Origin of the sequence: Citrobacter sp. On2M, from assembly GCF_018035235.1 — a bacterium.
Classification (GTDB): domain Bacteria; phylum Pseudomonadota; class Gammaproteobacteria; order Enterobacterales; family Enterobacteriaceae; genus Citrobacter; species Citrobacter meridianamericanus.
In genome coordinates, this window is the sequence record NZ_WPCV01000002.1 from 899380 (window position 1) to 923572 (window position 24193).

23 protein-coding genes and 1 tRNA gene are annotated in these 24193 nt (G+C 52.9%); 18 read left to right on the forward strand and 6 right to left on the reverse strand.

Features of this window, described 5'->3' with window-relative positions:
- The first annotated feature begins 121 nt into the window (after positions 1 to 121).
- Positions 122 to 571, forward strand: a complete 450-nt coding sequence (locus On2M_RS06440; protein WP_187253582.1) for a transglycosylase SLT domain-containing protein — start codon at positions 122 to 124, stop codon at positions 569 to 571.
- Positions 572 to 615: 44 nt separating this feature from the next.
- Here On2M_RS06440 and On2M_RS06445 read toward each other — a convergent pair.
- Together On2M_RS06445 and On2M_RS06450 are read right to left on the reverse strand one after the other, a co-directional pair.
- Positions 616 to 687, reverse strand: a tRNA-Arg gene (locus tag On2M_RS06445).
- A 75-nt stretch (positions 688 to 762) separates the two neighbouring features.
- Positions 763 to 1704, reverse strand: a complete 942-nt coding sequence (locus tag On2M_RS06450; protein ID WP_151219955.1) for a formate/nitrite transporter family protein — start codon at positions 1702 to 1704, stop codon at positions 763 to 765.
- Positions 1705 to 1992: 288 nt separating this feature from the next.
- Here On2M_RS06450 and mlaA point away from each other — a divergent pair, with 288 nt between their 5' ends.
- Complete coding sequence (gene mlaA / locus On2M_RS06455) at positions 1993 to 2748, forward strand: phospholipid-binding lipoprotein MlaA (protein ID WP_151219954.1); 756 nt, start codon at positions 1993 to 1995, stop codon at positions 2746 to 2748.
- Positions 2749 to 2807: 59 nt separating this feature from the next.
- Here mlaA and fadL read toward each other — a convergent pair whose 3' ends face one another.
- Positions 2808 to 4088: a long-chain fatty acid transporter FadL gene (gene fadL / locus On2M_RS06460; RefSeq protein ID WP_151219953.1), complete on the reverse strand. Its 1281-nt coding sequence runs from the start codon at positions 4086 to 4088 to the stop codon at positions 2808 to 2810.
- 371 nt (positions 4089 to 4459) lie between these two features.
- Here fadL and On2M_RS06465 point away from each other — a divergent pair, with 371 nt between their 5' ends.
- The 4 genes from On2M_RS06465 (at position 4460) to sixA (ending at position 9072) form a co-directional block, all read left to right on the forward strand.
- A complete protein-coding gene (locus On2M_RS06465) occupies positions 4460 to 4744 on the forward strand; it encodes a YfcZ/YiiS family protein (RefSeq protein WP_003834838.1) in 285 nt (94 codons plus the stop codon).
- A gap of 176 nt (positions 4745 to 4920) precedes the next feature.
- Positions 4921 to 6231 carry an acetyl-CoA C-acyltransferase FadI gene (gene fadI, locus On2M_RS06470; RefSeq protein WP_151219952.1) on the forward strand — a complete coding sequence of 437 codons (1311 nt, stop codon included), beginning with the start codon at positions 4921 to 4923 and terminating at the stop codon, positions 6229 to 6231.
- Positions 6231 to 8378 carry a fatty acid oxidation complex subunit alpha FadJ gene (gene fadJ / locus On2M_RS06475; protein ID WP_210904523.1) on the forward strand — a complete coding sequence of 716 codons (2148 nt, stop codon included), beginning with the start codon at positions 6231 to 6233 and terminating at the stop codon, positions 8376 to 8378. The genes fadI and fadJ overlap by 1 nt, the downstream gene beginning before the upstream one ends.
- A 208-nt stretch (positions 8379 to 8586) precedes the next feature.
- Positions 8587 to 9072, forward strand: coding sequence for a phosphohistidine phosphatase SixA (sixA, locus tag On2M_RS06480; RefSeq protein WP_151219951.1), 486 nt, complete (start codon positions 8587 to 8589; stop codon positions 9070 to 9072).
- 83 nt (positions 9073 to 9155) lie between these two features.
- On the opposite strand, the gene smrB is transcribed toward sixA, so the two are convergent.
- Positions 9156 to 9707, reverse strand: coding sequence for an endonuclease SmrB (gene smrB / locus On2M_RS06485; protein ID WP_151219950.1), 552 nt, complete (start codon positions 9705 to 9707; stop codon positions 9156 to 9158).
- A 166-nt stretch (positions 9708 to 9873) separates the two neighbouring features.
- Here smrB and prmB point away from each other — a divergent pair, with 166 nt between their 5' ends.
- Genes prmB through On2M_RS06515 form a run of 6 tightly spaced genes read left to right on the forward strand, consistent with a single transcriptional unit; the run spans position 9874 to position 14430 of the window.
- Complete coding sequence (gene prmB, locus On2M_RS06490; RefSeq protein ID WP_151219949.1) at positions 9874 to 10806, forward strand: 50S ribosomal protein L3 N(5)-glutamine methyltransferase; 933 nt, start codon at positions 9874 to 9876, stop codon at positions 10804 to 10806.
- A gap of 43 nt (positions 10807 to 10849) precedes the next feature.
- On the forward strand, positions 10850 to 11935 hold the full coding sequence (gene aroC / locus On2M_RS06495; RefSeq protein ID WP_043017081.1) for a chorismate synthase: 1086 nt from the start codon (positions 10850 to 10852) through the stop codon (positions 11933 to 11935).
- A gap of 2 nt (positions 11936 to 11937) precedes the next feature.
- Complete coding sequence (gene mepA / locus On2M_RS06500; protein WP_151219948.1) at positions 11938 to 12762, forward strand: penicillin-insensitive murein endopeptidase; 825 nt, start codon at positions 11938 to 11940, stop codon at positions 12760 to 12762.
- Positions 12762 to 13571 (forward strand): sulfite exporter TauE/SafE family protein, encoded by an 810-nt coding sequence (locus On2M_RS06505; protein WP_187253475.1) that lies wholly within the window; start codon positions 12762 to 12764, stop codon positions 13569 to 13571. Before mepA ends, On2M_RS06505 begins: the two co-directional genes overlap by 1 nt.
- The gene (locus On2M_RS06510) at positions 13571 to 14119 is read left to right on the forward strand and encodes an elongation factor P hydroxylase (protein ID WP_151219947.1); all 549 of its coding nucleotides are present in this window, start codon (positions 13571 to 13573) and stop codon (positions 14117 to 14119) included. Before On2M_RS06505 ends, On2M_RS06510 begins: the two co-directional genes overlap by 1 nt.
- Before the next feature lie 32 nt (positions 14120 to 14151).
- Complete coding sequence (locus On2M_RS06515; protein ID WP_151219946.1) at positions 14152 to 14430, forward strand: YfcL family protein; 279 nt, start codon at positions 14152 to 14154, stop codon at positions 14428 to 14430.
- A gap of 110 nt (positions 14431 to 14540) precedes the next feature.
- Here the strand turns inward: On2M_RS06515 and mnmC are convergent, their stop codons facing one another.
- Entirely contained in the window at positions 14541 to 16541 is a 2001-nt protein-coding gene (gene mnmC / locus On2M_RS06520; RefSeq protein WP_187258655.1) for a bifunctional tRNA (5-methylaminomethyl-2-thiouridine)(34)-methyltransferase MnmD/FAD-dependent 5-carboxymethylaminomethyl-2-thiouridine(34) oxidoreductase MnmC, read from the reverse strand.
- Between the two features lie 159 nt (positions 16542 to 16700).
- On the opposite strand from mnmC, the gene fabB reads away from it, so the two are divergent.
- Both fabB and On2M_RS06530 read left to right on the forward strand, forming a co-directional pair.
- Entirely contained in the window at positions 16701 to 17921 is a 1221-nt protein-coding gene (gene fabB, locus On2M_RS06525; RefSeq protein WP_210904524.1) for a beta-ketoacyl-ACP synthase I, read from the forward strand.
- Between the two features lie 207 nt (positions 17922 to 18128).
- The gene (locus On2M_RS06530) at positions 18129 to 19307 is read left to right on the forward strand and encodes an MFS transporter (protein ID WP_210904525.1); all 1179 of its coding nucleotides are present in this window, start codon (positions 18129 to 18131) and stop codon (positions 19305 to 19307) included.
- On the opposite strand, the gene flk is transcribed toward On2M_RS06530, so the two are convergent.
- On the reverse strand, positions 19304 to 20305 hold the full coding sequence (gene flk, locus On2M_RS06535; protein ID WP_210904660.1) for a flagella biosynthesis regulator Flk: 1002 nt from the start codon (positions 20303 to 20305) through the stop codon (positions 19304 to 19306). The genes On2M_RS06530 and flk overlap by 4 nt on opposite strands.
- 108 nt (positions 20306 to 20413) lie before the next feature.
- Between flk and pdxB the strand changes: the two genes are divergently transcribed.
- The 4 genes from pdxB to On2M_RS06555 all read left to right on the forward strand — a co-directional run bounded on the left by pdxB (position 20414) and on the right by On2M_RS06555 (position 24128).
- The gene (pdxB, locus tag On2M_RS06540; protein WP_210904526.1) at positions 20414 to 21550 is read left to right on the forward strand and encodes a 4-phosphoerythronate dehydrogenase PdxB; all 1137 of its coding nucleotides are present in this window, start codon (positions 20414 to 20416) and stop codon (positions 21548 to 21550) included.
- A 68-nt stretch (positions 21551 to 21618) separates the two neighbouring features.
- Complete coding sequence (locus tag On2M_RS06545; RefSeq protein ID WP_003028144.1) at positions 21619 to 22632, forward strand: aspartate-semialdehyde dehydrogenase; 1014 nt, start codon at positions 21619 to 21621, stop codon at positions 22630 to 22632.
- Positions 22632 to 23444 carry a tRNA pseudouridine(38-40) synthase TruA gene (gene truA / locus On2M_RS06550; RefSeq protein WP_151219941.1) on the forward strand — a complete coding sequence of 271 codons (813 nt, stop codon included), beginning with the start codon at positions 22632 to 22634 and terminating at the stop codon, positions 23442 to 23444. The genes On2M_RS06545 and truA overlap by 1 nt, the downstream gene beginning before the upstream one ends.
- Positions 23445 to 23468: 24 nt before the next feature.
- The gene (locus tag On2M_RS06555; protein ID WP_103770339.1) at positions 23469 to 24128 is read left to right on the forward strand and encodes a DedA family protein; all 660 of its coding nucleotides are present in this window, start codon (positions 23469 to 23471) and stop codon (positions 24126 to 24128) included.
- Positions 24129 to 24193: the final 65 nt, after the last annotated feature.

A 24193-nucleotide genomic window follows, 5' to 3' on the forward strand; every position in this document is an offset into this window, starting at 1 on the left:
AAATTATTATGACCCCCAATATGTAACGTCAATATGTTCAAGGAGTTATCGTGCTTAGCAGCTATAATCTAAGTCAATTTGCTAGTAAAAAGGAGTAAAAATGAGCCGTGGTTTTTCAGGGATGATAATAACTTTTTTTATAGGTTCGCTGCTGATTTCTCTCCCTGCTTTGTCTCGGGATTGTTTTGATCGTGCTGGTAGGTATTATCGAATAGATCCCGATTTATTACGTGCTATTGCTTTCAGGGAGTCCTCCTGGCGGGGCAAAGCCATGAATATTGTATCATCAACCGAGTATGCGGTAGGAATGATGCAAATTCACTCACAAAATTTCTCTCATTTAGCAACGTTTGGTATTACACCTCAAAAACTCTATCATAACAGTTGTTTAAATATTTATACGGGTGCTTACTATCTTTCCATAGCTTTCAAACGCTGGGGATACTCATGGCAGGCTGTAGGCGCTTATAATGCTGGCTTCAAAATTAATGAGCAACAAAACTTAAAGAGAAAACAATACGCTTTAAGCGTGCAAAGTATATACAAAAAGCTTAAGCAAAGACGTCATTAAGGGATACTTTGCTGTGTCATAGAAACCGACAAGTTAGTGATAAGTGTCCCCTGCAGGAATCGAACCTGCAACTAGCCCTTAGGAGGGGCTCGTTATATCCATTTAACTAAGGGGACGAAGCGGCACGAGTATAGCGTTTTTTACCCACGACGGTAAGCCTCGGGCCGCCCAACTGCTCAAACAGTCACCATTCAGGCCTGTTTTTTTGGGTTTTTCTGCTCTTGCTCATCCCGCTTTGCTTGCAATCTGGCTTCTTCCTTGCGCTTGTTGCTCATATCATTACGGATCTGTGCGTGGCTCATCAGCGCGAAGATAAACGTCCCGCCGCAGATATTCCCTGCGAGTGTGGGTAGCGCAAAGGGCCAGAGGAAATCACTCCAGTGCAGCGTGCCGTTAAAGACCAGATAGAGAATTTCCACTGAGCCGACGACGATGTGCGTGGTGTCCCCCAGCGCAATCAGCCAGGTCATTAGAATAATAACCACAATTTTTGCTGCACCGGCGGCGGGAAACATCCATACCATCGTGGCAATCAACCAGCCAGAAATGATGGCGTTGGAAAACATCTCCATCGGCGTATTTTTCATCACATCCATGCCGATTTTGACAAAAGCATCGCGAGTCTCTTCATCAAAAATCGGCATATGTTCAAACGCCCATGCAGCGACCCCGGTGCCAATGATATTACCCAGCAGCACCACGCTCCACAGGCGCATCAACAGACCAAAATTTCCAAGGGTAGGGTTTTGCATAACCGGGAGCACGGCGGTGACGGTATTTTCGGTAAAGAGCTGTTGGCGGGCCATGATGACAATAATAAAGCCGAAGGTATAACCAAGATTTTCCAGTAAAAATCCTCCAGGCACACCTTCAAGCTGCACATGAAAAATCCCCTTAGCCAGTAGCGAGGCTCCCATTGACAGTCCGGCAGCGATGGCTGACCACAGTAGAGCCATTGCGTCGCGTTCCATCTCTTTCTCCCCATCCTGACGGATATGTTCATGGATCGCCATGGCGCGGGAGGGGAGTCGGTCCTCATCGACCTCAATCTTTTTACCTTCTAACTTTTCATCACTTTCGACCTGAAGTTCGTCGCTGTGTCGATCAATTTTTTCTTTTTCAATGTCATTCATAACCGAATCCTGAATTAGCACGTATTGCTAAAGCGTAGCGGCTTTTATGCGAAAATCAGCGGGAGAAAGTCTGAGATAGCAAAAATGGTAACGTTTGTTTTTATCGGCTTAGTTAAAATAGCAACACCGCGCGGTGTGCATTACCAGGCTATGATCAAATCAGTAAGACCGGGTATATAGACATCGTTTGACGTGCTGTTACAATCGCTCACATCTAAACAGGCGGATACGTCATTGTTCCGTCATGGATGGCAATCAGCGATAGCCATAATACACAGGGAGACACTTATGAAGCTTCGCCTGTCGGCGCTTGCGCTGGGAACCACACTGTTGGTGGGGTGTGCGAGCTCCGGTAATGAACAACAAGGGCGTTCGGACCCATTTGAAGGGTTCAACCGCACCATGTACAACTTCAACTTTAATGTATTGGATCCCTATGTTGTTCGACCGGTAGCAGTAGCATGGCGTGATTATGTTCCGCAGCCGGCACGTAACGGTTTGAGCAACTTTACTGGCAACCTTGAAGAACCGGCCGTGATGGTCAACTACTTCCTGCAAGGTGACCCTTATCAAGGGATGGTCCATTTTACCCGTTTCTTCCTCAACACCCTGTTAGGTATGGGCGGATTTATCGATGTGGCGGGTATGGCAAATCCGAAGTTGCAACGCGTTGAGCCACACCGTTTTGGTAGTACGTTAGGCCACTATGACGTGGGTTACGGACCGTATATGCAGCTTCCGTTCTACGGCAGCTTTACGCTACGTGATGATGGTGGTGATATGGTGGATACGCTGTATCCAGTACTCTCCTGGCTCACCTGGCCGTTGTCGATAGGTAAGTGGACGGTTGAAGGTATTGAAACCCGCGCGCAGTTGCTTGATTCCGACGGTCTGCTGCGTCAGTCTTCCGATCCTTACATTATGGTGCGTGAAGCTTACTTCCAGCGTCATGACTTTATTGCGAACGGCGGGAAACTCAAACCAGAAGAAAATCCGAACGCGCAAGCAATTCAGGATGAATTAAAAGAGATCGATTCCGAGTAAGGAAAGATGAAAAGAAAAAGGTGAGCTAAAAAGCTCACCTTTTTTATATCTGAAGAAAATCAGAATGCGTAGTTGAAGTTGGTACCGAACAGCCAGGCTTTACCTTCAGAATCGAAAGTATATGGGCCTTCTTTTACGGTCACTTTCTGGCCGTGCATATAAGAAACGCCAACGTCAATAGACGCGTCATCATTGAATGCGTAAGTCGTACCCGCACTCAGCCACAGACGATCCTGGTCCGGAATGGATATGGAACGCTTGCTTGCAGGAACCGGGCTATCGTCATAGGCAATACCGGTACGGAAGGTCCAGCTTTTATCCATGTAGTAAGTGGTACCCAGCGCGATGCGGTAAGAATCTTTGAAGCCTTCTTCTTTATAGAACAGCGTCTTCCCGTTGGTGCCGGTTGCTTTCAGCTCCTGGAACTGACTCCAGCTGGTGTAAGCCATGCTGTAGTGAATAGCCCACTGTGGAGCGATGCGGTTGTAACCCGACAGTTCCCACATTTCCGGCAGGTTAAGCGTCAAAGAACCCGGGACGGTGGCATTGGTTGTTCCCCAAGGGAACGCCGTGCCTGCACCAGGTAACACGTTTGCCTGGGTGCGGATGCCGCTCTTGTAATCGCCATCGAAGTCGATTTTGACTTCGGAACGATACGTTAAACCGTAGCGGTTATTTTTATCCAGCTCGTACAAAATACCGGCGTTCCAGCCATAACCCCATTCATCACCTTTCAGGCTGGCGATTTTCTGGCTGACTTTCGGCAATGCAGCCGTTTGTTCGCCGGAATAACGCTCAATTTTTGCATCGGCATAGACGGCATTAAAACCGACACCGAAGCTCCAGCTATCATTCAGACGGTAAGCACCACTCAGGTTCAGGTTGACCGTTTTAAGATCGGTCTTCCCGCCGTATTCGCCGACGATGTAACTATCGTTAAATTCAGTTGCCAGGCCATAGTTTGACGTGACAGACGCCCCCCAACCAAACTGTTCGTTGATAGGCATCACGAAGTGAGCATTGGGAACCCACGCCGTAGGCGCGATGTTGTCCGCATCGGTGCTGCGTCCGGTGTATGGCGATTTACCGGAAATATTAACGTCTGGATCGATATACACCGCACCCGCAGAAAAAGTAGGGCGATCGAACATCATAATCAGCGCCGGGTTGCGACTGGCGTTGCCTGCATCATCTGCAATAGCGCCTTCACCCGAATATGCCCGGCCAAGGCCAGAGGAAGAAAATTCGTTTAACTGAAAGCCTGCAGACCAGGCCTGTGTGGAGATAATTGCCACTGCGACTGCGAGAGCAGACTTTGTAAACAGGGTTTTCTGGCTCATGACCATAACCTCATAGATTTATTTTTATACAAACAATGTTACATACCGTAACAGGAGCGCGAAGTGTAGGGTCTGAGGTACGACTTAGAAATCAGACCAGTGCCGAGAGTATAGGTCTGACCAGCTGAAATGTTGCAAGTATGTTTATAAATATTTTCAATTCTGATCTCTGAAACGCGATCCAGCTGGCAAAATTGCGGGTATACGCACTCACCTGTTTGGGTGATTTTTGTTTTAGATCATTTTTAAGTGTGATTTCGGTCACTTATCGCATTTCATACAATTAACGACTGGAGAGGCGAATAATGGGAGCGTAAAATATCCCCATCGTTTATCTGGCACCTCAGGTGCGAATACAGAGGAAATCTACAATGAGTAAATGCAGTGCTGATGAAACCCCGGTTTGCTGCTGTATGGATGTTGGTACCATCATGGACAACTCCGATTGCACCGCGTCATACAGCCGTGTGTTCGCGAATCGCGCAGAGGCAGAAGAAACGCTGGCCGCTCTGACTGAGAAGGCACGTGGCGTGGAATCTGAGCCTTGCCAAATCACCTCGACCTTTACTGAAGAATCAGAAGGTGTGCGTCTGGATATCGACTTTGTTTTTGCCTGTGAAGCTGAAACATTGATCTTCCAGCTGGGCCTGCGTTAATCCCTTCTGTAAAAGCCCTTGCTACCCGGTAGCAAGGGCTTTTTTGTCACTGTCAGTGATTATTCACTGTGTCTTAGCTCCCACTTTCTTTTCTCCCTGCTTGGCTAAATGTAAAAAATTGGTTAAGACTGTGATCAGGTCAGACCACTTATTTTTTATTTTTACAGGGGAGTGTTATGAGTCAGGCTTTACCGCTGGTTACCCGCCAGGGCGATCGCATCGCCATTGTAAGCGGATTGCGTACGCCGTTTGCCCGCCAGGCAACTGCGTTTCATGGCATTCCCGCCGTAGATTTGGGGAAAATGGTCGTTGGCGAACTGCTGGCGCGTAGCGAAATTCCTGCAGATGTGATTGAGCAACTGGTTTTTGGTCAGGTGGTGCAAATGCCTGAAGCGCCGAATATCGCTCGTGAAATCGTACTGGGAACCGGGATGAATGTGCACACGGATGCCTACAGTGTAAGCCGGGCCTGTGCTACAAGTTTCCAGGCGGTGGCGAATGTTGCGGAAAGCCTGATGGCAGGAACTATTCGCGCAGGAATTGCCGGTGGTGCGGACTCCTCGTCAGTTCTGCCTATTGGTGTCAGTAAAAAGCTGGCGCGGGTGCTGGTGGATGTCAATAAAGCGCGCACTACCGGTCAGCGTCTTAAACTTTTCTCCCGACTGCGCTTACGTGACCTGATGCCCGTACCGCCAGCTGTCGCCGAATATTCCACCGGTTTACGCATGGGGGATACGGCCGAGCAAATGGCCAAAACTTATGGTATTACGCGAGAGCAACAGGATGCCCTCGCGCACCGTTCTCATCAGCGCGCCGCTCAGGCATGGGCTGAAGGTAAACTGACAGATGAGGTGATGACCACCTACGCGCCACCTTTCAAAGATCCTTTTTCAGAAGATAACAATATTCGTGGTAACTCTACGTTGGCTGATTACGCCAAACTGCGTCCGGCATTTGACCGAAAACACGGCACCGTTACTGCGGCGAACAGCACCCCACTAACGGATGGCGCCGCCGCCGTGATTATGATGACAGAGTCACGCGCGAAAGAACTGGGGCTGGTGCCGCTGGGATACCTGCGTAGTTTTGCCTTCACCGCCATCGATGTCTGGCAGGACATGCTGCTGGGACCGGCGTGGTCAACGCCGCTTGCCCTGGAGAGAGCGGGTCTGACGATGGCCGATTTAACTCTGATCGATATGCATGAAGCCTTTGCCGCACAAACGCTGGCGAATCTTCAACTGCTGGGCAGCGAACGTTTTGCCCGCGAAGTGCTGGGCAGAGCGCACGCCACTGGCGAGGTCGATGACAGCAAATTTAACGTGTTGGGCGGCTCTATTGCCTATGGACACCCCTTTGCCGCCACCGGGGCGCGCATGATCACCCAAACCCTTCATGAGTTACGACGTCGTGGCGGTGGTTTCGGTTTAGTGACTGCCTGTGCGGCAGGTGGTCTGGGCGCGGCAATGGTTCTGGAGGCGGAATAATGGAAATGACATCGGCTTTTACACTAAACGTACGTCTGGATAACGTTGCTGTTGTCACCATTGATGTACCCGGCGAGAAGATGAATACCCTGAAGGCGGAGTTTGCCTCTCAGGTGCGGGCTATTCTGAAACAAATTCGTGATAACAAAGCATTGCGCGGCGTGGTGTTTATTTCGGCGAAACCGGATAATTTTATCGCCGGGGCGGATATTAACATGATCGGCAACTGCCGCAGTGCGCAGGAAGCTGAAACCCTGGCGCGTCAGGGACAGCAGATTATGGCGGAAATTAATGCGTTGCCGATCCCGGTTATCGCCGCTATTCACGGAGCCTGCCTGGGCGGTGGCCTGGAGATGGCGCTGGCGTGCCACAGCCGTATTTGTACCGATGATACTAAAACCGTTCTGGGGTTACCGGAAGTACAGCTTGGTCTGCTACCCGGTTCCGGTGGTACGCAGCGGTTACCGCGCCTGATTGGCGTCAGTACCGCGTTGGATATGATCCTCACAGGAAAGCAATTACGCGCTAAACAGGCGCTGAAAGTAGGGCTGGTGGACGAAGTTGTGCCGCAGACTATTTTACTGGAAGCGGCTGTAGAACTGGCCAAAAAAGACAGTCCCGCACATCGAGCGTTGCCAGTGCGTGAGCGTGTGTTAGCGGGCCCGCTGGGGCGCGCGCTTTTGTTCCGTATGGTCAGTAAAAAGACGGCGCAAAAAACGCATGGCAACTACCCAGCGACGGAGCGAATCCTTGAGGTGATTGAAACCGGTTTGGCGCAAGGTAGCAGTAGCGGCTATGACGCAGAAGCTCGTGCATTTGGCGAACTGGCGATGACATCTCAGTCGCAGGCATTGCGGCACATCTTTTTTGCCAACACTGACGTGAAAAAGGATCCGGGAAGCGATGCGAAGCCTGGTCCGCTGAACAGCGTTGGCATTTTGGGCGGCGGTCTGATGGGGGGCGGTATTGCCTATGTGACGGCCTGTAAAGGGGGCTTGCCAGTACGTATTAAAGATATAAACGCTAAGGGAATCAACCACGCACTGAAGTACAGCTGGGATCAGCTTGAAACGAAGGTTCGTCGCCGTCATATCAAAGCTAGCGAGCGTGATAAACAACTGGCACTGATTTCGGGATCGACCGTCTACCGCGGCTTTGCGCATCGTGACCTGGTTATTGAAGCCGTGTTTGAAGATCTGGCGTTAAAACAACAGATGGTGGCGGAAGTTGAGCAAAATTGCGCGTCTCACACCATTTTTGCGTCTAACACCTCGTCTTTACCAATTGGTGATATTGCGGCGAACGCTGCCAGACCTGAACAAGTGATTGGTTTGCATTTTTTTAGTCCAGTGGAAAAAATGCCGTTGGTCGAGGTGATCCCACATGCCACAACGTCTGATCAGACGATTGCAACCACCGTTAAATTGGCGAAAAAACAGGGTAAAACGCCGATAGTGGTCAGAGATAAAGCCGGGTTTTATGTTAACCGCATTTTAGCGCCTTACATTAACGAAGCGATTCGCCTGTTGACCGAAGGTGAGCGGGTTGAAACCATCGACGCCGCGCTGGTTAAGTTTGGTTTTCCGGTCGGGCCAATCCAACTTTTGGATGAGGTCGGAATTGATACGGGCACTAAAATTATACCAGTGCTTGAAGCCGCCTATGGAGAACGCTTTAGCGCGCCTGCAAATGTTGTTGCTTCAATTTTGAATGACGATCGCAAAGGTAGAAAAAATGGTCGAGGTTTCTATCTTTATGGTGCGAAAGGGCGTAAAAGCAAAAAACAGGTCGACCCTGCAATTTATACGCTTATTGGCGTCCAGAGCCAGGGCCGACTGACCGCCGTGCAGATTGCAGAGCGGTGCGTCATGTTAATGCTTAACGAAGCAGCACGCTGTTTCGACGAGAAAATTGTTCGCAGCGCGCGTGATGGCGACATCGGCGCTGTATTTGGCATTGGTTTTCCGCCATTCCTCGGTGGCCCGTTCCGGTATATGGATTCTCTGGGCGCGGGTGAAGTGGTTGCGGCGCTGCAACGACTGACCACGCAGTACGGCTCGCGGTTTACACCTTGTGAGCAGTTATTGCTGATGGCGGAACGTGGTGAAAAATTCTGGAGCGTTAGGGAAACTGACCTGAATTCATGAGGTCAAAAGTAGGATGAATCCGCACTGAGTGTAAGGGTTGAGCTCAAAATGTAAACAGAGATTGACTATACTTACGCCGTTGAGGTAAAAAACAGCGTTTCATTCGGTGAATGGATAAGGCACAATGCCGGCCACCACATCGTTACCACCGCCAATAGGGGCTGTGATTAAAGGTGTTGGTGATTCTGGTTAACAAAAGCGGTGCAATATGCAAGTTTTTATCATGCGTCACGGCGACGCGGCCCTCGATGCCGCCAGTGATTCGGTTCGTCCCTTAACTTCCAGTGGTTGTGACGAATCTCGCCTGATGGCGAACTGGCTGAAAGGTCAAAAAGTGGATATCGAACGTGTTCTGGTGAGCCCGTTCCTGCGAGCCGAACAAACGCTGGATGTGGTGGGGGAATGTATGAACCTTCCAACCGGTGTGGATGTTTTGCCGGAGCTGACTCCGTGCGGCGATGTCGGTCTGGTCAGCGCCTATTTACAGGCTCTGGCCAATGAGGGTATCGCCACGGCGCTGGTTATCTCTCACTTGCCTTTAGTGGGGTACCTGGTGTCTGAGCTGTGCCCTGGCGAAACTCCACCGATGTTTACCACATCAGCGATTGCCAGCGTTACGCTTGACGAGAGCGGGAAGGGGACATTCAACTGGCAGATGAGCCCGTGTAACCTGAAAATGGCAAAAGCAATTTAATAAAGATTGGATTCTGACAAGGCGCACAGCCGCTATCCGGAAAATTAAAGAGCCGCAAACGCGGCTCTTTATGTTTGCCTGCATCAGGGAAGTTCGGGCGGCAGCCACTCTTCCACTTCAATCAGCACCAACAGCGCGGCATCACCACCGTACTCTTTTGGCGCCTGATGAAAGGCCATCACATGCGGATGCTGTGCCAGCCAGAGCGGCGTTTGCTGCTTAAGAATATGCTTTCCGTGGCCGTGCATCACGCAGGCGCAAAACACATGCTCACGACGGCAGGCGGCAATCAGCGCGCCTAACTCCTGTTTCGCCTGCTGCTGGGTCAGCCCGTGCAGATCGAGAAACAGCTCCGGGGAGTAATCGCCACGGCGCATTTTCTTCAGTTCGAAATGGCTGACGTCGGCACGCAGATATCTTACCGGGCCGTCCGTATTCAACAGTGGCTGAAACTCGTCTGAGAAATAGTGGCTGGCATCCGCCTGCTCCTGCAGCAGCTTTTTAACCGGAACCTCGGTCATTTTTTTACGTGGAGGCCGGTGAACAATGGTGTCCTGTTTAATTTTACGCGTGCCGGTCATCAGCTGGCGAAACAGCGTCTGATCCTCCTCGCTGAGCGATGTTTTCTTTTTCATTCGAGCATCTCATCTTTTATTTTCCCTTAGTTTAACCCGACTCGGCAGGCATCCGATCGCTTAAAACGCAATTTTCGCGCTCAGGCTCCGCGTGAATGCTGATTTATCGCCGCCTTCGTGGCAAACTAGCCGCCGAAATTAATACGAGCATGCCCTGGAGAAATACGTGGATAAAATTTTCGTCGATGAAGCCGTGAGTGAACTGCATACCATTCAGGACATGTTGCGTTGGGCGGTCAGCCGTTTTAGCGCGGCGAATATCTGGTATGGCCATGGCACGGATAACCCATGGGACGAGGCCGTACAGCTGGTGCTGCCGTCGCTTTATTTGCCGCTGGATATTCCAGAAGATATGCGCACTGCGCGTCTGACCTCCAGCGAGCGCCATCGTATTGTTGAGCGCGTGATTCGCCGCGTCAACGAGCGCATTCCGGTGGCTTATCTCACCAACAAAGCCTGGTTCTGCGGGCATGAATTTTATGTTGATGAACGTGTGCTGGTTCCACGTTCACCGATCGGCGAGCTTATCAATAACCGCTTTGCTGGCCTGATTAATGAGCAGCCCCAGCATATCCTCGATATGTGTACCGGCAGCGGCTGTATTGCCATTGCCTGCGCCTATGCCTTCCCGGAAGCCGAAGTCGATGCCGTGGACATTTCCACTGATGCGCTGGCGGTGACTGAGCAAAATATTGAAGAGCACGGCCTGATCCATCACGTAACGCCGATCCGTTCCGATCTGTTCCGCGATCTGCTGAAGGTTCAGTATGACCTGATAGTGACCAATCCACCGTATGTCGATGCAGAAGATATGTCCGATCTGCCAAACGAATACCGCCATGAGCCTGAATTGGGACTGGCGTCCGGTAGCGATGGGCTGAAACTTACCCGCCGCATTCTGGGTAACGCCCCGGACTACCTGTCAGATAACGGTATTCTGATTTGTGAAGTCGGAAACAGCATGGTACATCTGATAGAGCAATATCCGGATGTACCGTTCACCTGGCTGGAGTTCGACAACGGCGGTGACGGCGTATTCATGCTGACCAAAGAGCAGTTAGTTGCTGCTCGTGAGCACTTCAGCATTTATAAAGACTAATTACACGCGCACGCACATACACAACACGCATAACGGAGCCGTGATGGCAGGAAACACAATTGGGCAACTCTTTCGCGTAACCACCTTCGGCGAATCACACGGGCTGGCGCTCGGTTGTATTGTCGATGGTGTTCCGCCGGGCATTTCTCTGACAGAAGCTGACCTGCAGCACGATCTCGACAGACGTCGTCCAGGTACTTCGCGTTACACTACGCAGCGCCGTGAGCCGGATCAGGTGAAAATCCTCTCCGGCGTGTTCGAGGGCGTTACCACCGGCACCAGCATTGGCTTGCTGATTGAAAATACCGATCAACGTTCACAGGATTACGGCGCGATCAAAGATGTTTTCCGTCCGGGTCATGCCGACTATACCTATGAACAGAAATATGGTTTGCGCGACTACCGTGGTGGTGGGCGTTCATCCGCACGTGAAACGGCGATGCGCGTGGCGGCCGGAGCGATTGCCAAAAAGTATCTGGCAGAAAAATTCGGCGTTGAAATTCGCGGCTGTCTGACGCAGATGGGCGATATTCCGCTGGAGATCAAAGACTGGTCTCAGGTGGAACTTAACCCGTTCTTTTGTCCGGACCCGGATAAACTCGACGCGCTGGACGAACTGATGCGCGGACTGAAGAAAGAGGGCGACTCCATCGGTGCGAAAGTGACCGTTGTTGCAAGCGGCGTACCAGCGGGTCTTGGCGAACCTGTATTCGACCGTCTGGATGCGGACATCGCCCATGCGCTGATGAGTATTAACGCCGTTAAGGGCGTTGAGATTGGCGACGGATTTGACGTTGTTGCACTGCGCGGCAGTCAGAACCGCGATGAAATCACCAAAGAGGGTTTCCAGAGCAACCATGCGGGCGGCATTCTGGGCGGGATCAGCAGTGGGCAACAAATCATTGCTCATATGGCACTGAAACCGACGTCCAGTATTACCGTTCCTGGACGCACCATTAATCGCTTTGGTGAAGAAGTCGACATGATCACTAAAGGTCGTCACGATCCGTGTGTTGGGATCCGCGCAGTGCCGATCGCTGAAGCAATGCTGGCGATCGTGTTGATGGATCACTTGTTGCGTCAGAGGGCGCAAAATGCGGATGTGAAGACCGATATTCCACGCTGGTAAAAATGAAAAAAACGGCACTTGCGGCGCTGGCTCTGTTTGTCAGTACCGCCTGTCTGGCGGCAACGCCCTGGCAGAAAATTACCCATCCGATTGCAGGCAGCGCGCAGTCGATCGGCGCGTTTTCCAATGGCTGTATTGTTGGCGCAGATACGCTGCCTGTACAGTCAGAACACTATCAGGTGATGCGCACCGATCAGCGCCGTTACTTTGGTCATCCGGATCTGGTGATGTTTATCCAGCGTTTGAGTAATCAGGCCAATAATCTGGGGCTGGGCACGGTGTTAATCGGTGATATGGGCATGCCGGCCGGTGGGCGATTCAATGGCGGTCACGCCAGCCACCAGACGGGACTGGATGTGGATATTTTCCTGCAACTGCCGAAAACGCGCTGGACCCAGTCACAGCTGCTGCGGCCTCAGGCGTTAGATCTGGTCTCGCAGGATGGTAAACGCGTTGTGCCGTCCCTGTGGAAGCCGGAGATTTTCAGCCTGATCAGGCTGGCTGCAAGAGATAATGAAGTTACGCGTATTTTCGTGAATCCGGCGATTAAGCAGCAACTTTGTCTGGATGCAGGGACCGACAGGGACTGGTTGCGTAAAGTGCGACCGTGGTTCCAGCACCGTGCGCATATGCACGTCCGGTTACGTTGTCCTGCCGACAGTCTTGAGTGCGAAGATCAACCGTTACCGCCACCGGGTGACGGCTGCGGCGCGGAGCTGCAAAGCTGGTTCGAACCTCCGAAACCTGGAACCACCAAGCCTGAGAAGAAGACACCGCCGCCGTTGCCGCCTTCCTGCCAGGCGCTACTGGACGAGCATGTACTCTAATGGATCATTTTGTCTCTCTGTTTATGGTGTCGCCACTGCTGTTAGGTGTGCTTTTTTTTGTGGCGATGTTGGCAGGTTTTATTGATTCTCTGGCCGGAGGCGGTGGTTTACTCACCATTCCGGCATTGATGGCGGCCGGGATGCCGCCCGCGCAAGCTCTGGCCACCAACAAATTGCAGGCCTGTGGCGGGTCTATCTCTTCTTCCCTTTATTTTATTCGCCGGGGTGTGGTTAACCTGGCGGATCAGAAACTCAATATCTTCATGACGTTTGTCGGATCAATGAGCGGCGCGCTATTGGTTCAGCACGTGCAGTCAGATATTCTGCGCCAGATCCTGCCGGTTCTGGTTATCTGTATTGGCCTCTATTTTCTGTTAATGCCGAAAGTGGGGGAAGAGGACCGACAGCGTCGATTGCATGGTTTGCCTTTCGCGCTGGTGGCCGGAGGTTGTGTCGGTTTTTACGATGGCTTTTTTGGTCCGGCGGCGGGGTCGTTCTACGCGCTGGCCTTTGTCATGCTGTGCGGCTACAACCTTGCGAAATCGACGGCCCACGCCAAAGTATTAAATGCCACCTCGAATATCGGTGGGCTGCTGTTATTTGCCCTGGGCGGCAAAGTGATTTGGGCGACGGGCTTTGTGATGCTTATTGGCCAGTTTATTGGCGCACGGATGGGCTCACGACTGGTGCTCAGCAAAGGACAAAAACTCATTCGGCCGATGATCGTCATTGTCTCCGCCGTGATGAGCGCCAAGCTACTTTATGATAATCATGGACAGGAGATTCTCCACTGGCTGGGGATGAACTAATGAATAATACCCATCACTACGAACAGTTAATTGAGATTTTTAACGGCTGCTTTGCCGATGAATTTAATACCCGTCTGATTAAAGGCGACGATGAACCGATCTATCTTCCTGCGGATGCGGAATTGCCGTATCACCGTATCGTTTTTGCGCATGGTTATTATGCCAGTGCGTTACACGAAATTTCACACTGGTGCATCGCGGGAAAGGCGCGTCGTGAGCTGGTTGACTTCGGTTACTGGTACTGCCCTGACGGACGCGACGCGAAGACGCAATGTCAGTTTGAAGATGTGGAAGTGAAGCCGCAGGCGTTTGACTGGTTGTTTTGCGTGGCGGCGGGCTACCCGTTTAACGTCAGTTGCGACAACCTGGAAGGGGACTTTGAACCGGATCGCGTCCTGTTCCAGCGCCGTGTTCATGCTCAGGTGATGGAGTACCTGGAGAAGGGGATCCCTGAACGCCCGGCGCGCTTCATCAACGCGTTACAGAATTATTATCACACGCCTGAACTTAAGGCGGAACAATTCCCGTGGCCCGAAGCGCTAAACTGAAGCCGCTGCCACGTTTACAATGAGGAAAGAAGATGATCGCGGAGTTTGAATCACGCATTCTGGTATTAATCGACGATATGGTAGAGCACGCCAGCGATGATGAGTTGTTTGCCAGTGGTTATTTGCGTGGACACCTGACGCTGGCCGTGGCCGAACTGGACGCTGGCGAGGACCATTCCGCTGAGGCATTGTACGCCAATGTGACCAGCAGCCTGGAAAAAGCCATCAGCGCAGGTGAACTCTCGCCGCGTGACCAGGCGTTAGTGAAAGAAATGTGGGACACTCTGTTCCAGAAAGCGACAAAACAATAATTGCAGTTGCGTGTGCCGGATGGCGACGCTCAGGCGTCTTATCCGGCCTGGCAGAGTGAAGCATAGTCTTTAGGCCTGATAAGCGTAGCGCAATCAGGCAATAGTGAGTTTTATTTCACCGCTTTTCCCTTCAATAACTTCCTGACCCACAGACGATTAGGATTCAGCGCCGCCAGGGTGCTGGCATCCATGGGAATAGGTTCATCGCTCATTTGCGAAGCCAGAATTTCCGCACACAACGGCGCAGAACACAGTCCGCGCGAGCCCAGCGCGCCCAGCATAAATAAATCGGAATACACCGGTGCGCTTACGGCATGCTCTTTATCTTCAGCAAGCGTGGCGTACTGGCTGAGCGTGGCGTTATAGTCCGCGACGTTGCCGACCATCGGTATGTGATCGCGCGTGGCGCAGCGCACCCCACAGCGGGCGGCATTATCACTAACGTTTACCTCTTTTGCCCACGCAGCGTTGGGGAAGCAGTCGACTAAGCGTTGACGGTTTTGCTGCTGATCGTCCTCGCGAAAGGCTGTCTCTTCACTTCCTCGATGATAGCTGGCGCCAATGCAGTGCTGCTGGTTTTGCGGGTTGTGCGGCGTGAGGTAGCCGTCATAGCACAACACCTGGCGTAGCGCTGAAAGTGCTGGCGTGGTGGGAATATGACTCACCTGACCGCCTACGGAGTACACGGGTAGAGCTTGCGTCTGCTCAACGCTGTTAATGCGGTGACCGTTAGCCAGAACGACCGCTGCGTGAGTGGTGATTTCACCGTTAGAAAACTGTAGTTGCCAGCCTGACGTCTGGCGTGTCAGAGAGGTCAACGTGTGTTGATAACGGGCGCGTAATCCCAGAGTTGAAGCGTAGTCCAGTACGGCGGTGGTCAACTGCGCCGGGCACAGCCATCCTCCGGCTGGATACTGAATCCCACCGCATTCGGTTTCCACGCCCGTAGTTTGCAACACCTGCTTCGCGTTCACGCCGACGGCGAGCGGTTCGGGCAGTTCAAGGGACAGCATCTGAGCGATTTTTTGCTGACTTTTCTCATCCCATGCGAGTTGCGTTACGCCGCACCAGTCATGCGCAAACTCAACGGGAAGGGTGTCATACAGTCGACGGGCGAAGGTAAACGCGGTGGGGAAAAAGAGATTAATAGCCGCGTCTTGCTTGCTGAGTAACGGATAGAGTGCGCCCTGGCGATTACCGGATGCGCCCCCGGCAGGTTTATCGTCCGCGCAATAGAGCGTGACCTGCCAACCGCGACGCAATAAGGCCAGCGACAGCAATGCACTGGCTATTCCTCCGCCAATAATGGCGGCTTCGCGCTTCTCTGTTCCCGTACGTGCAAACCAGGGGGCTGAAGAAGGCCGCGCCTGAGTTTGTTCCATTACGCCACAAAGCATTTCACGTTTGCGACCAAAACCTTTGCATTTTTGCATCGTAAATCCGGCTTCCTGTAACCCGCGACGTACGAATCCTGCCGAGGTGAAAGTCGCCAGCGTGCCGCCGGGACGCGCCAGTCGGGCCATCGCGTTAAACAGCGTCGGCGTCCACATATCCGGATTTTTTGCCGGTGCGAAACCGTCCAGAAACCAGGCGTCCACTTTTTGATTCAGAGAGTCATCCAGCTTGCTGGTTAATTCGTTAATATCGCCAAACCACAGATCCAGCGTGACGCGCCCATCATCAAGTAGCAGACGATGACACCCCGCCAGCGGTAGCGGCCATTGTTCTTGCAGCGCCGTGGCCCATGGGGCAAGTTCTGGCCAGTGCTGGTGGGCTGTGGTGAGATCTTCACGGGTCAGCGGAAATTTTTCAAAACTGATGAAATGTAATCTTTCCAGGGTAGCGTCAGGGTGGGTATCACGGAATTCGGCAAATGCCTGCCAGAGCGTGAGGAAGTTAAGTCCGGTGCCAAACCCGCTTTCGGCCACCACGAAGAGGGGACGTGAATGCACAGGGAATCGCTGGGCGAGATGGTTACCGCCGAGAAAGACGTAACGTGTCTCTTCCAGCCCGTTGTCATTAGAAAAATAGACATCGTCAAAATCTCGGGAAACAGGTGTACCCTCAGCGTTGAATTCAAGGTTGGCAGGTTGTATAGCGTATTGTTTCACGTAAGTTACTCGTCTGGCAGGCTGTGTCCCGATCTTAGCGATGAGTGCCTGGCTGCGCAAATTTCCACATAAAATGGCTGATCGGACTTGTTCGGCGTACAAGTGTACGCTATTGTGCCACTCGAAACTTTAAAATAGTGCGACTTACAGAGGTATTGAATGAAACGTGCAGTGATTACTGGCTTGGGCATCGTTTCCAGCATCGGTAATAACCAGCAGGAAGTCCTGGCATCTCTGCGTGAAGGACGTTCAGGGATCACTTTCTCTCAGGAGCTGAAGGACTCCGGCATGCGTAGCCACGTTTGGGGCAACGTAAAACTGGATACCACTGGCCTCATTGACCGCAAAGTAGTGCGCTTCATGAGCGACGCATCCATCTATGCATTCCTTTCAATGGAGCAGGCAGTGGCTGATGCCGGCCTGGCTGCAGAAGATTACCAGAACAATCCGCGCGTTGGCCTGATTGCAGGTTCCGGCGGCGGTTCCCCGCGTTTCCAGGTGTTCGGCGCTGACGCAATGCGTAGCCCGCGTGGCCTGAAAGCGGTTGGCCCGTATGTGGTCACTAAAGCGATGGCTTCAGGCGTTTCTGCCTGCCTCGCTACACCGTTCAAAATCCACGGTGTTAACTACTCCATCAGCTCTGCCTGTGCGACATCTGCGCACTGCATCGGCAACGCAGTAGAACAAATTCAGCTGGGCAAACAGGACATCGTTTTTGCTGGCGGCGGCGAAGAGCTGTGCTGGGAAATGGCGTGTGAATTCGACGCAATGGGCGCGCTGTCTACCAAATATAACGACGCCCCATCTAAAGCTTCCCGTACCTATGACGCACACCGTGATGGTTTCGTTATTGCAGGCGGCGGCGGTATGGTCGTGGTCGAAGAGCTGGAACACGCTCTGGCTCGTGGCGCGCACATCTATGCGGAAATCGTCGGTTACGGCGCAACGTCCGATGGCGCAGACATGGTTGCTCCGTCTGGCGAAGGCGCAGTACGTTGCATGCAGATGGCGATGCACGGCGTAGATACGCCGATCGACTACCTGAACTCCCACGGTACCTCTACTCCGGTAGGCGACGTGAAAGAGCTGGGCGCAATTCGTGAAGTGTTTGGCGACAACAGCCCGGCAATTTCTGCGACCAAAGCGATGACCGGTCACTCACTGGGCGCGGCTGGTGTACAGGAAGCTATCTACTCTCTGCTGATGCTGGAACACGGCTTTATTGCGCCAAGCATCAACATTGAAGAGCTGGACGAGCAGGCGGCAGGTCTGAACATCGTGACCAAACCGACCGAGCAGGCGCTGACCACCGTGATGTCCAACAGCTTCGGCTTTGGCGGCACCAACGCTACGCTGGTTATGCGTAAACTGAAAGCGTAAGACTGAAAGATTATGCAAAAGGGGAGCCTGATGGCTCCCTTTTTTATATCGTTGACAACCGCTCTGGTTTACAGGCAGACTCCAGCTTCAACATTATCCTCTTGATAATGCGTAAGCGTTTAACGTTATCCAACGCACCTTAATCCTGATAGTCAGGTAGAGGGGGCGTGGACATTCCTCGCCTTACTCTGCATTTTGGAGTAACGCATGACTGCTGTAACCCAACAAGAAAAAACACCTTCGGCGAACTTTTCGCTGTTTCGCATCGCTTTTGCGGTTTTCCTGACCTATATGACGGTCGGTTTACCTTTGCCCGTCATTCCTCTGTTTGTGCACCAGGAACTGGGCTATGGCAATACCATGGTCGGCATCGCCGTCGGCGTACAGTTTCTGGCAACGGTATTAACGCGCGGCTATGCCGGGCGCTTAGCCGATCAATATGGCGCAAAACGTTCGGCGCTACAGGGGATGTTCGCCTGTGCGCTGGCAGGTGCGGCGTGGTTTTTAGCTGCGCTCCTGCCTGTCTCTGTTCCCGTTAAATTTGCATTGTTGATTGTCGGGCGCTTGATCCTGGGTTTTGGCGAAAGCCAGTTGCTCACCGGAACCCTGACCTGGGGGCTGGGGCTGGTTGGGCCAACGCGTTCGGGTAAGGTGATGTCCTGGAACGGGATGGCGATTTACGGCGCGTTGGCCGCAGGTGCGCCGCTGGGACTTCTGATCCACAGCCACTTTGGCTTTGCGGCGCTGGCAGGAACCACGATGCTATTACCACTGCTGGCATGGGCATTCAATGGCACCGTGCGTAAAGTCCCTGCACATGCAGGAGAGCGTCCTTCGCTATGGAGCGTGGTAGGGCTTATCTGGAAACCGGGCCTGGGCCTGGCGCTGCAGGGCGTGGGCTTTGCGGTGATCGGTACATTTATTTCACTCTATTTTGTCAGCAACGGCTGGACGATGGCGGGATTTACCCTGACCGCGTTTGGCGGGGCGTTTGTGCTGATGCGCATTCTGTTTGGTTGGATGCCGGACCGGTTCGGCGGCGTGAAGGTTGCCGTTGTCTCTTTGCTGGTGGAAACCGCAGGACTGATTCTGCTGTGGCAGGCCCCAACAGCCGGGGTTGCACTACTTGGAGCAGCATTAACCGGGGCCGGATGTTCGCTTATTTTCCCGGCATTGGGCGTCGAGGTGGTGAAGCGAGTGCCCGCACAGGTTCGCGGTACGGCGCTGGGCGGTTACGCCGCGTTTCAGGATATCTCCTACGGCGTAAGCGGCCCGGTCGCCGGGGTTCTGGCTACCGCGTACGGTTATCCTTCGGTATTCCTTGCCGGGGCGATATCTGCCGTGGTGGGGATTATGGTGACGCTGCTGACGCTGCGCAAAAGTTAAGCGACCAGCCAGAAAATAGCTAATGCGAGCATCAGCGCAACAAATAGCAGTCCCGGTCGCGCCGACAGTGATTTAACTGTTTCAATCATCGGCGCGAACGGGCTGTAAATGGGCTGCGGATAACGCGGATCGCTGAGCTCGCGTTCGCGTTCCACGCGGCGCAGGAAGATTTGATTGAGCAAGTCCTGCACCTGCACCGTGGTCAGAATCGATTGTGGTTGGATCTGGTACGTCTGCTGCGCGTACTCTTTTATTGCTGTCAGCTCATTCGGCTCTAATGGCAGCTTCAGCGCCGCCTGGAGCGTTTGTAGCGTCGGGGCACTTTGCAGGCTGAGCGTCTGGCGCGCCTGTAACCAGGTCACCAGATGCGTAAATTGTTTGGCGGGGATCAGCTCACCGCTTTTTACGCCAGACAACTCCAGCATCGACTGCCAGATCATCTTGCCGGATTCCCCGGTAGCCGCCGCCAGTTTAGTCACCAACTGGTTCAGGGTATTGTGCTCTGCGGGTAATAGCGGTCGGTCGGTGGCCGGGCGCTGCTGCGGCTGCGGTATTGAAAGCTGCCCCTGCTGCAATAGCGTGAGCACGTTCTTTAACTGCTCTGGCGTGAGCTGGCTGAGCGCCGTTTGCCCAAACTGCTGACGGATAAAATCACTCACCGCCTGGCGGTTATTTCCCTGACCAAGTAATTCCGTGAGCTGTGACAGCGCCTGACGATTGGCATGATTTTGCTGAGCAACCTCCAGTCGCTGGTTCAGGTTTTGCTCCGCGGCAGGAAAGTGGCGTGACTGCAATGGCGTGTCACTTTTAACGCCCAGATCGTGCTTCATTCCGGCCCACACCTCGGCGTTTTGCTGCTGGGTGAGCGAAATCAAACGGGTGATTAATCGTTCCAGCACGGTACGTTGTTGCGTGGATAACGGTTGTTCACCCGCAGCGGAAGGGGCATTTTGACCTTCGCCGGGAGGACGGGCGGGCGTACCTGAAATGGGCTGCATCATCTCTGTTCCTTAAATCTGTCCTGACCAGGTCTCGCAGTATGCCTGGCGGCGAGATTATGGCACACTTGCCCGGTTAACTCTCGTTCTCAAACAGGTGCGAAAGACGTGAAAATTCTCGTTGATGAAAATATGCCCTATGCCCGCGAACTGTTCAGTCGTTTGGGGGAGGTCAAAGCGGTTCCTGGCCGTCCGATTCCCGTTGCCGAACTGGATGATGCGGATGCCTTAATGGTGCGCTCGGTGACGAAAGTAAATGAATCACTGCTTAGCGGAAAACCGATTAAATTTGTCGGCACAGCAACCGCAGGCACAGATCATGTGGATGACGCCTGGCTTGCGCAGGCTGGGATCGGTTTTTCCGCCGCGCCCGGTTGTAACGCGATAGCGGTCGTAGAATATGTTTTTTCAGCGTTGCTGATGCTGGCGGAGCGCGACGGCTTCGTGTTACGCGATCGTACCGTGGGTATTGTGGGTGTGGGCAACGTGGGCGGGCGTTTGCAGGCGCGCCTGGAAGCGCTGGGGATCCGCACGTTGCTGTGCGATCCGCCGCGGGCCGATCGCGGTGACGAGGGCGATTTCCGCTCGCTGGACGAACTGGTAGAGCAGGCCGATGTGCTGACTTTCCATACGCCGCTGTTCAAAGACGGACCCTACAAAACGCTGCATCTCGCTGATGACGCACTGATTAGCCGACTGAAGCCGGGTACCATCCTGATCAATGCCTGTCGTGGGCCGGTGATCGACAATACGGCATTGCTGAACCGATTGAATGCCGGGCAGTTGTTAAGTGTCGTGCTTGATGTTTGGGAAGGGGAGCCGGATCTCAACGTGGCATTGCTTGAAAAAGCTGATATCGGCACCGCGCACATTGCCGGATATACCCTGGAAGGAAAAGCGCGAGGCACCACGCAGGTCTTTGAGGCCTATAGCAAGTTTATTGGACACGAACAGCACATTGCGCTTAATACCCTGTTACCTGCGCCGGAGTTTGGTCGTATCACCCTGCATGGTCCGTTAGATCAGCCAACGCTGAAAAGGCTGGTGCATTTAGTGTATGATGTGCGCCGCGATGATGCGCCGCTGCGTAAAGTCGCTGGAATTCCGGGTGAGTTTGATAAACTGCGTAAAAATTACCTTGAGCGTCGTGAGTGGTCGTCTTTATATGTGATGTGTGACGACGCAACGGCTGCTGCCTTATTGTGTAAGCTGGGTTTTAACGCTGTTCATCATCCGGCACATTAATGTCTTCTTAATGCTCCCTGTCGAATAATGCGACAGGGACGCTTACGTATTTCTTGGAGTAAATCACCATGTCTGAAGGCTGGAATATTGCCATTCTGGGCGCAACGGGCGCCGTAGGCGAAGCCCTGCTCGATACGCTGGCTGAACGCCAGTTCCCGGTCGGTGAAATTTATGCGCTGGCGCGTAATGAAAGCGCCGGTGAGCATCTGCGTTTTAACGGTAAATCGGTCATTGTTCAGGATGTTGCCGACTTTGACTGGACGCAGGCACAGTTGGCATTTTTTGTTGCGGGCACTGAAGCCACCGCCGCATGGGTAGAAGAAGCAACAAATGCGGGTTGCCTGGTGATTGACAGCAGCGGTCTGTTCGCGCTTGAGCCAGACGTTCCGCTGGTGGTTCCGGACGTTAACCCGTTCGTGCTGGCGGATTACCGTAACCGCAATGTGATTGCGGTACCAAACAGCCTGACAAGCCAGTTGCTGTCAGCGCTGAAACCATTGATTGATGACGGCGGGCTGTCACGGATTACGGTGACCAATATTATTTCGGCTTCCGCTCACGGCAAAAAAGCCGTAGACGCACTGGCCGGACAAAGCGCGAAATTGCTTAACGGCATCCCGATTGACGAAGATGATTTCTTTGGTCGCCAGCTGGCGTTCAATATGCTGCCGCTGCTGCCCGATCGCGAAGGCAGCGTGCGGGAAGAGCGTCGTATCGTTGATGAAGTGCGCAAAATTATGCAGGATGACGGTCTGCTTATCTCAGCCAGCATCGTGCAGTCCCCGGTGTTTTATGGCCATGCGCAGATGGTGAATTTTGAAGCCCTGCGCCCGTTGGCGGCGGAAGAAGCACGTGATGCGTTTTCACGCGGCGAAGATGTGGTGTTGTCGGAAGAGACCGACTTCCCGACTCAGGTTGGCGACGCGTCAGGTACTCCGCACCTTTCCATTGGTTGCGTGCATAACGATTACGGCATGCCGGAGCAGGTTCAGTTTTGGTCTGTGGCAGACAACGTACGCTTTGGCGGTGCGTTGATGGCGGTGAAAATTGCGGAAAAACTGGTGCAGGAGTACCTGTACTAATGTCTGACCTGCAACAGCCGTCAACCCATAAAATTGCGCTGGGCATTGAGTACGACGGCAGCAAATATTATGGCTGGCAGCGCCAGAACGAAGTGCGTAGTGTTCAGGAAAAACTGGAAAAAGCGCTCTCTCAGGTGGCGAATGAACGTATTAATGTTTTTTGTGCAGGTCGCACGGATGCGGGCGTTCATGGCACTGGGCAGGTCGTGCATTTTGAAACCACTGCTCAGCGTAAAGATGCGGCCTGGACACTGGGGGTAAATGCGAATTTACCTGGTGACATCGCCGTGCGCTGGGTGAAAGCTGTACCTGATGATTTTCATGCCAGATTTAGCGCTACGGCTCGCCGTTATCGCTACATCATCTACAATCATCGGTTGCGCCCTGCGGTTTTGGGTAAAGGGGTAACCCATTATTATGAACCGCTGGACGCTGAGCGTATGCATCGTGCAGCCCAGTGTCTGATTGGCGAAAATGATTTTACCTCGTTCCGTGCGGTACAGTGCCAGTCGCGCACACCGTGGCGTAACGTGATGCACATTAACGTCGAACGTTTCGGTGCATATGTGGTGGTGGATATTAAAGCGAATGCCTTTGTACATCATATGGTCAGGAATATTGTCGGCAGCCTGATGGAAGTAGGTGCCCACAACCAGCCGGAGAGCTGGATAGCAGAACTGTTAGCGGCGAAGGACAGAACGCTGGCAGCGGCAACGGCGAAAGCGGAAGGACTGTATCTGGTTGCAGTAGATTACCCGGAACGGTTCGACCTGCCAAAACCGCCTATGGGCCCGCTATTTCTGGCGGACTAATTTGAGTCGTATAAAGGCAAAACTATGGACCTGATTTACTTTCTTATTGATTTTATCCTGCACATTGATGTGCACCTGGCGGAGCTGGTCGCGGAATACGGTATCTGGGTATACGCGATTCTGTTTCTGATCCTGTTCTGTGAAACCGGGCTGGTGGTGACGCCGTTCCTGCCGGGAGACTCGCTGCTGTTTGTTGCTGGTGCGCTTTCTGCGCTGCCAACTAACGATCTTAATGTTCATCTGATGGTGGTATTGATGATTGTGGCGGCGATCGTGGGCGATGCGGTGAACTACACGATTGGCCGGTTGTTCGGTGAAAAACTATTTAGCAACCCGAACTCCAAAATTTTCCGTCGCAGCTATTTGGATAAAACCCATGCGTTCTATGAGCGTCATGGTGGTAAAACCATTATTCTTGCGCGTTTCGTACCCATCGTACGGACATTTGCGCCGTTTGTTGCCGGTATGGGGCACATGTCCTACCGTCATTTTGCGATGTATAACGTCGCAGGCGCGCTGCTGTGGGTCTTGCTGTTTACCTATGCAGGTTATCTGTTCGGCGATCTGCCGATCGTTCAGGAAAACCTGAAATTACTGATTGTGGCGATTATTGTCCTTTCCGTATTGCCGGGCGTAATTGAAGTGATTCGCCATAAGCGTGCTGCGTCACGGGCTGCAAAATAGAAAGTAACTCAGCGGTTCGACCACTTTTTTATCCAAAGTTTCGGGCTGTTATGTTTTAATGTGCA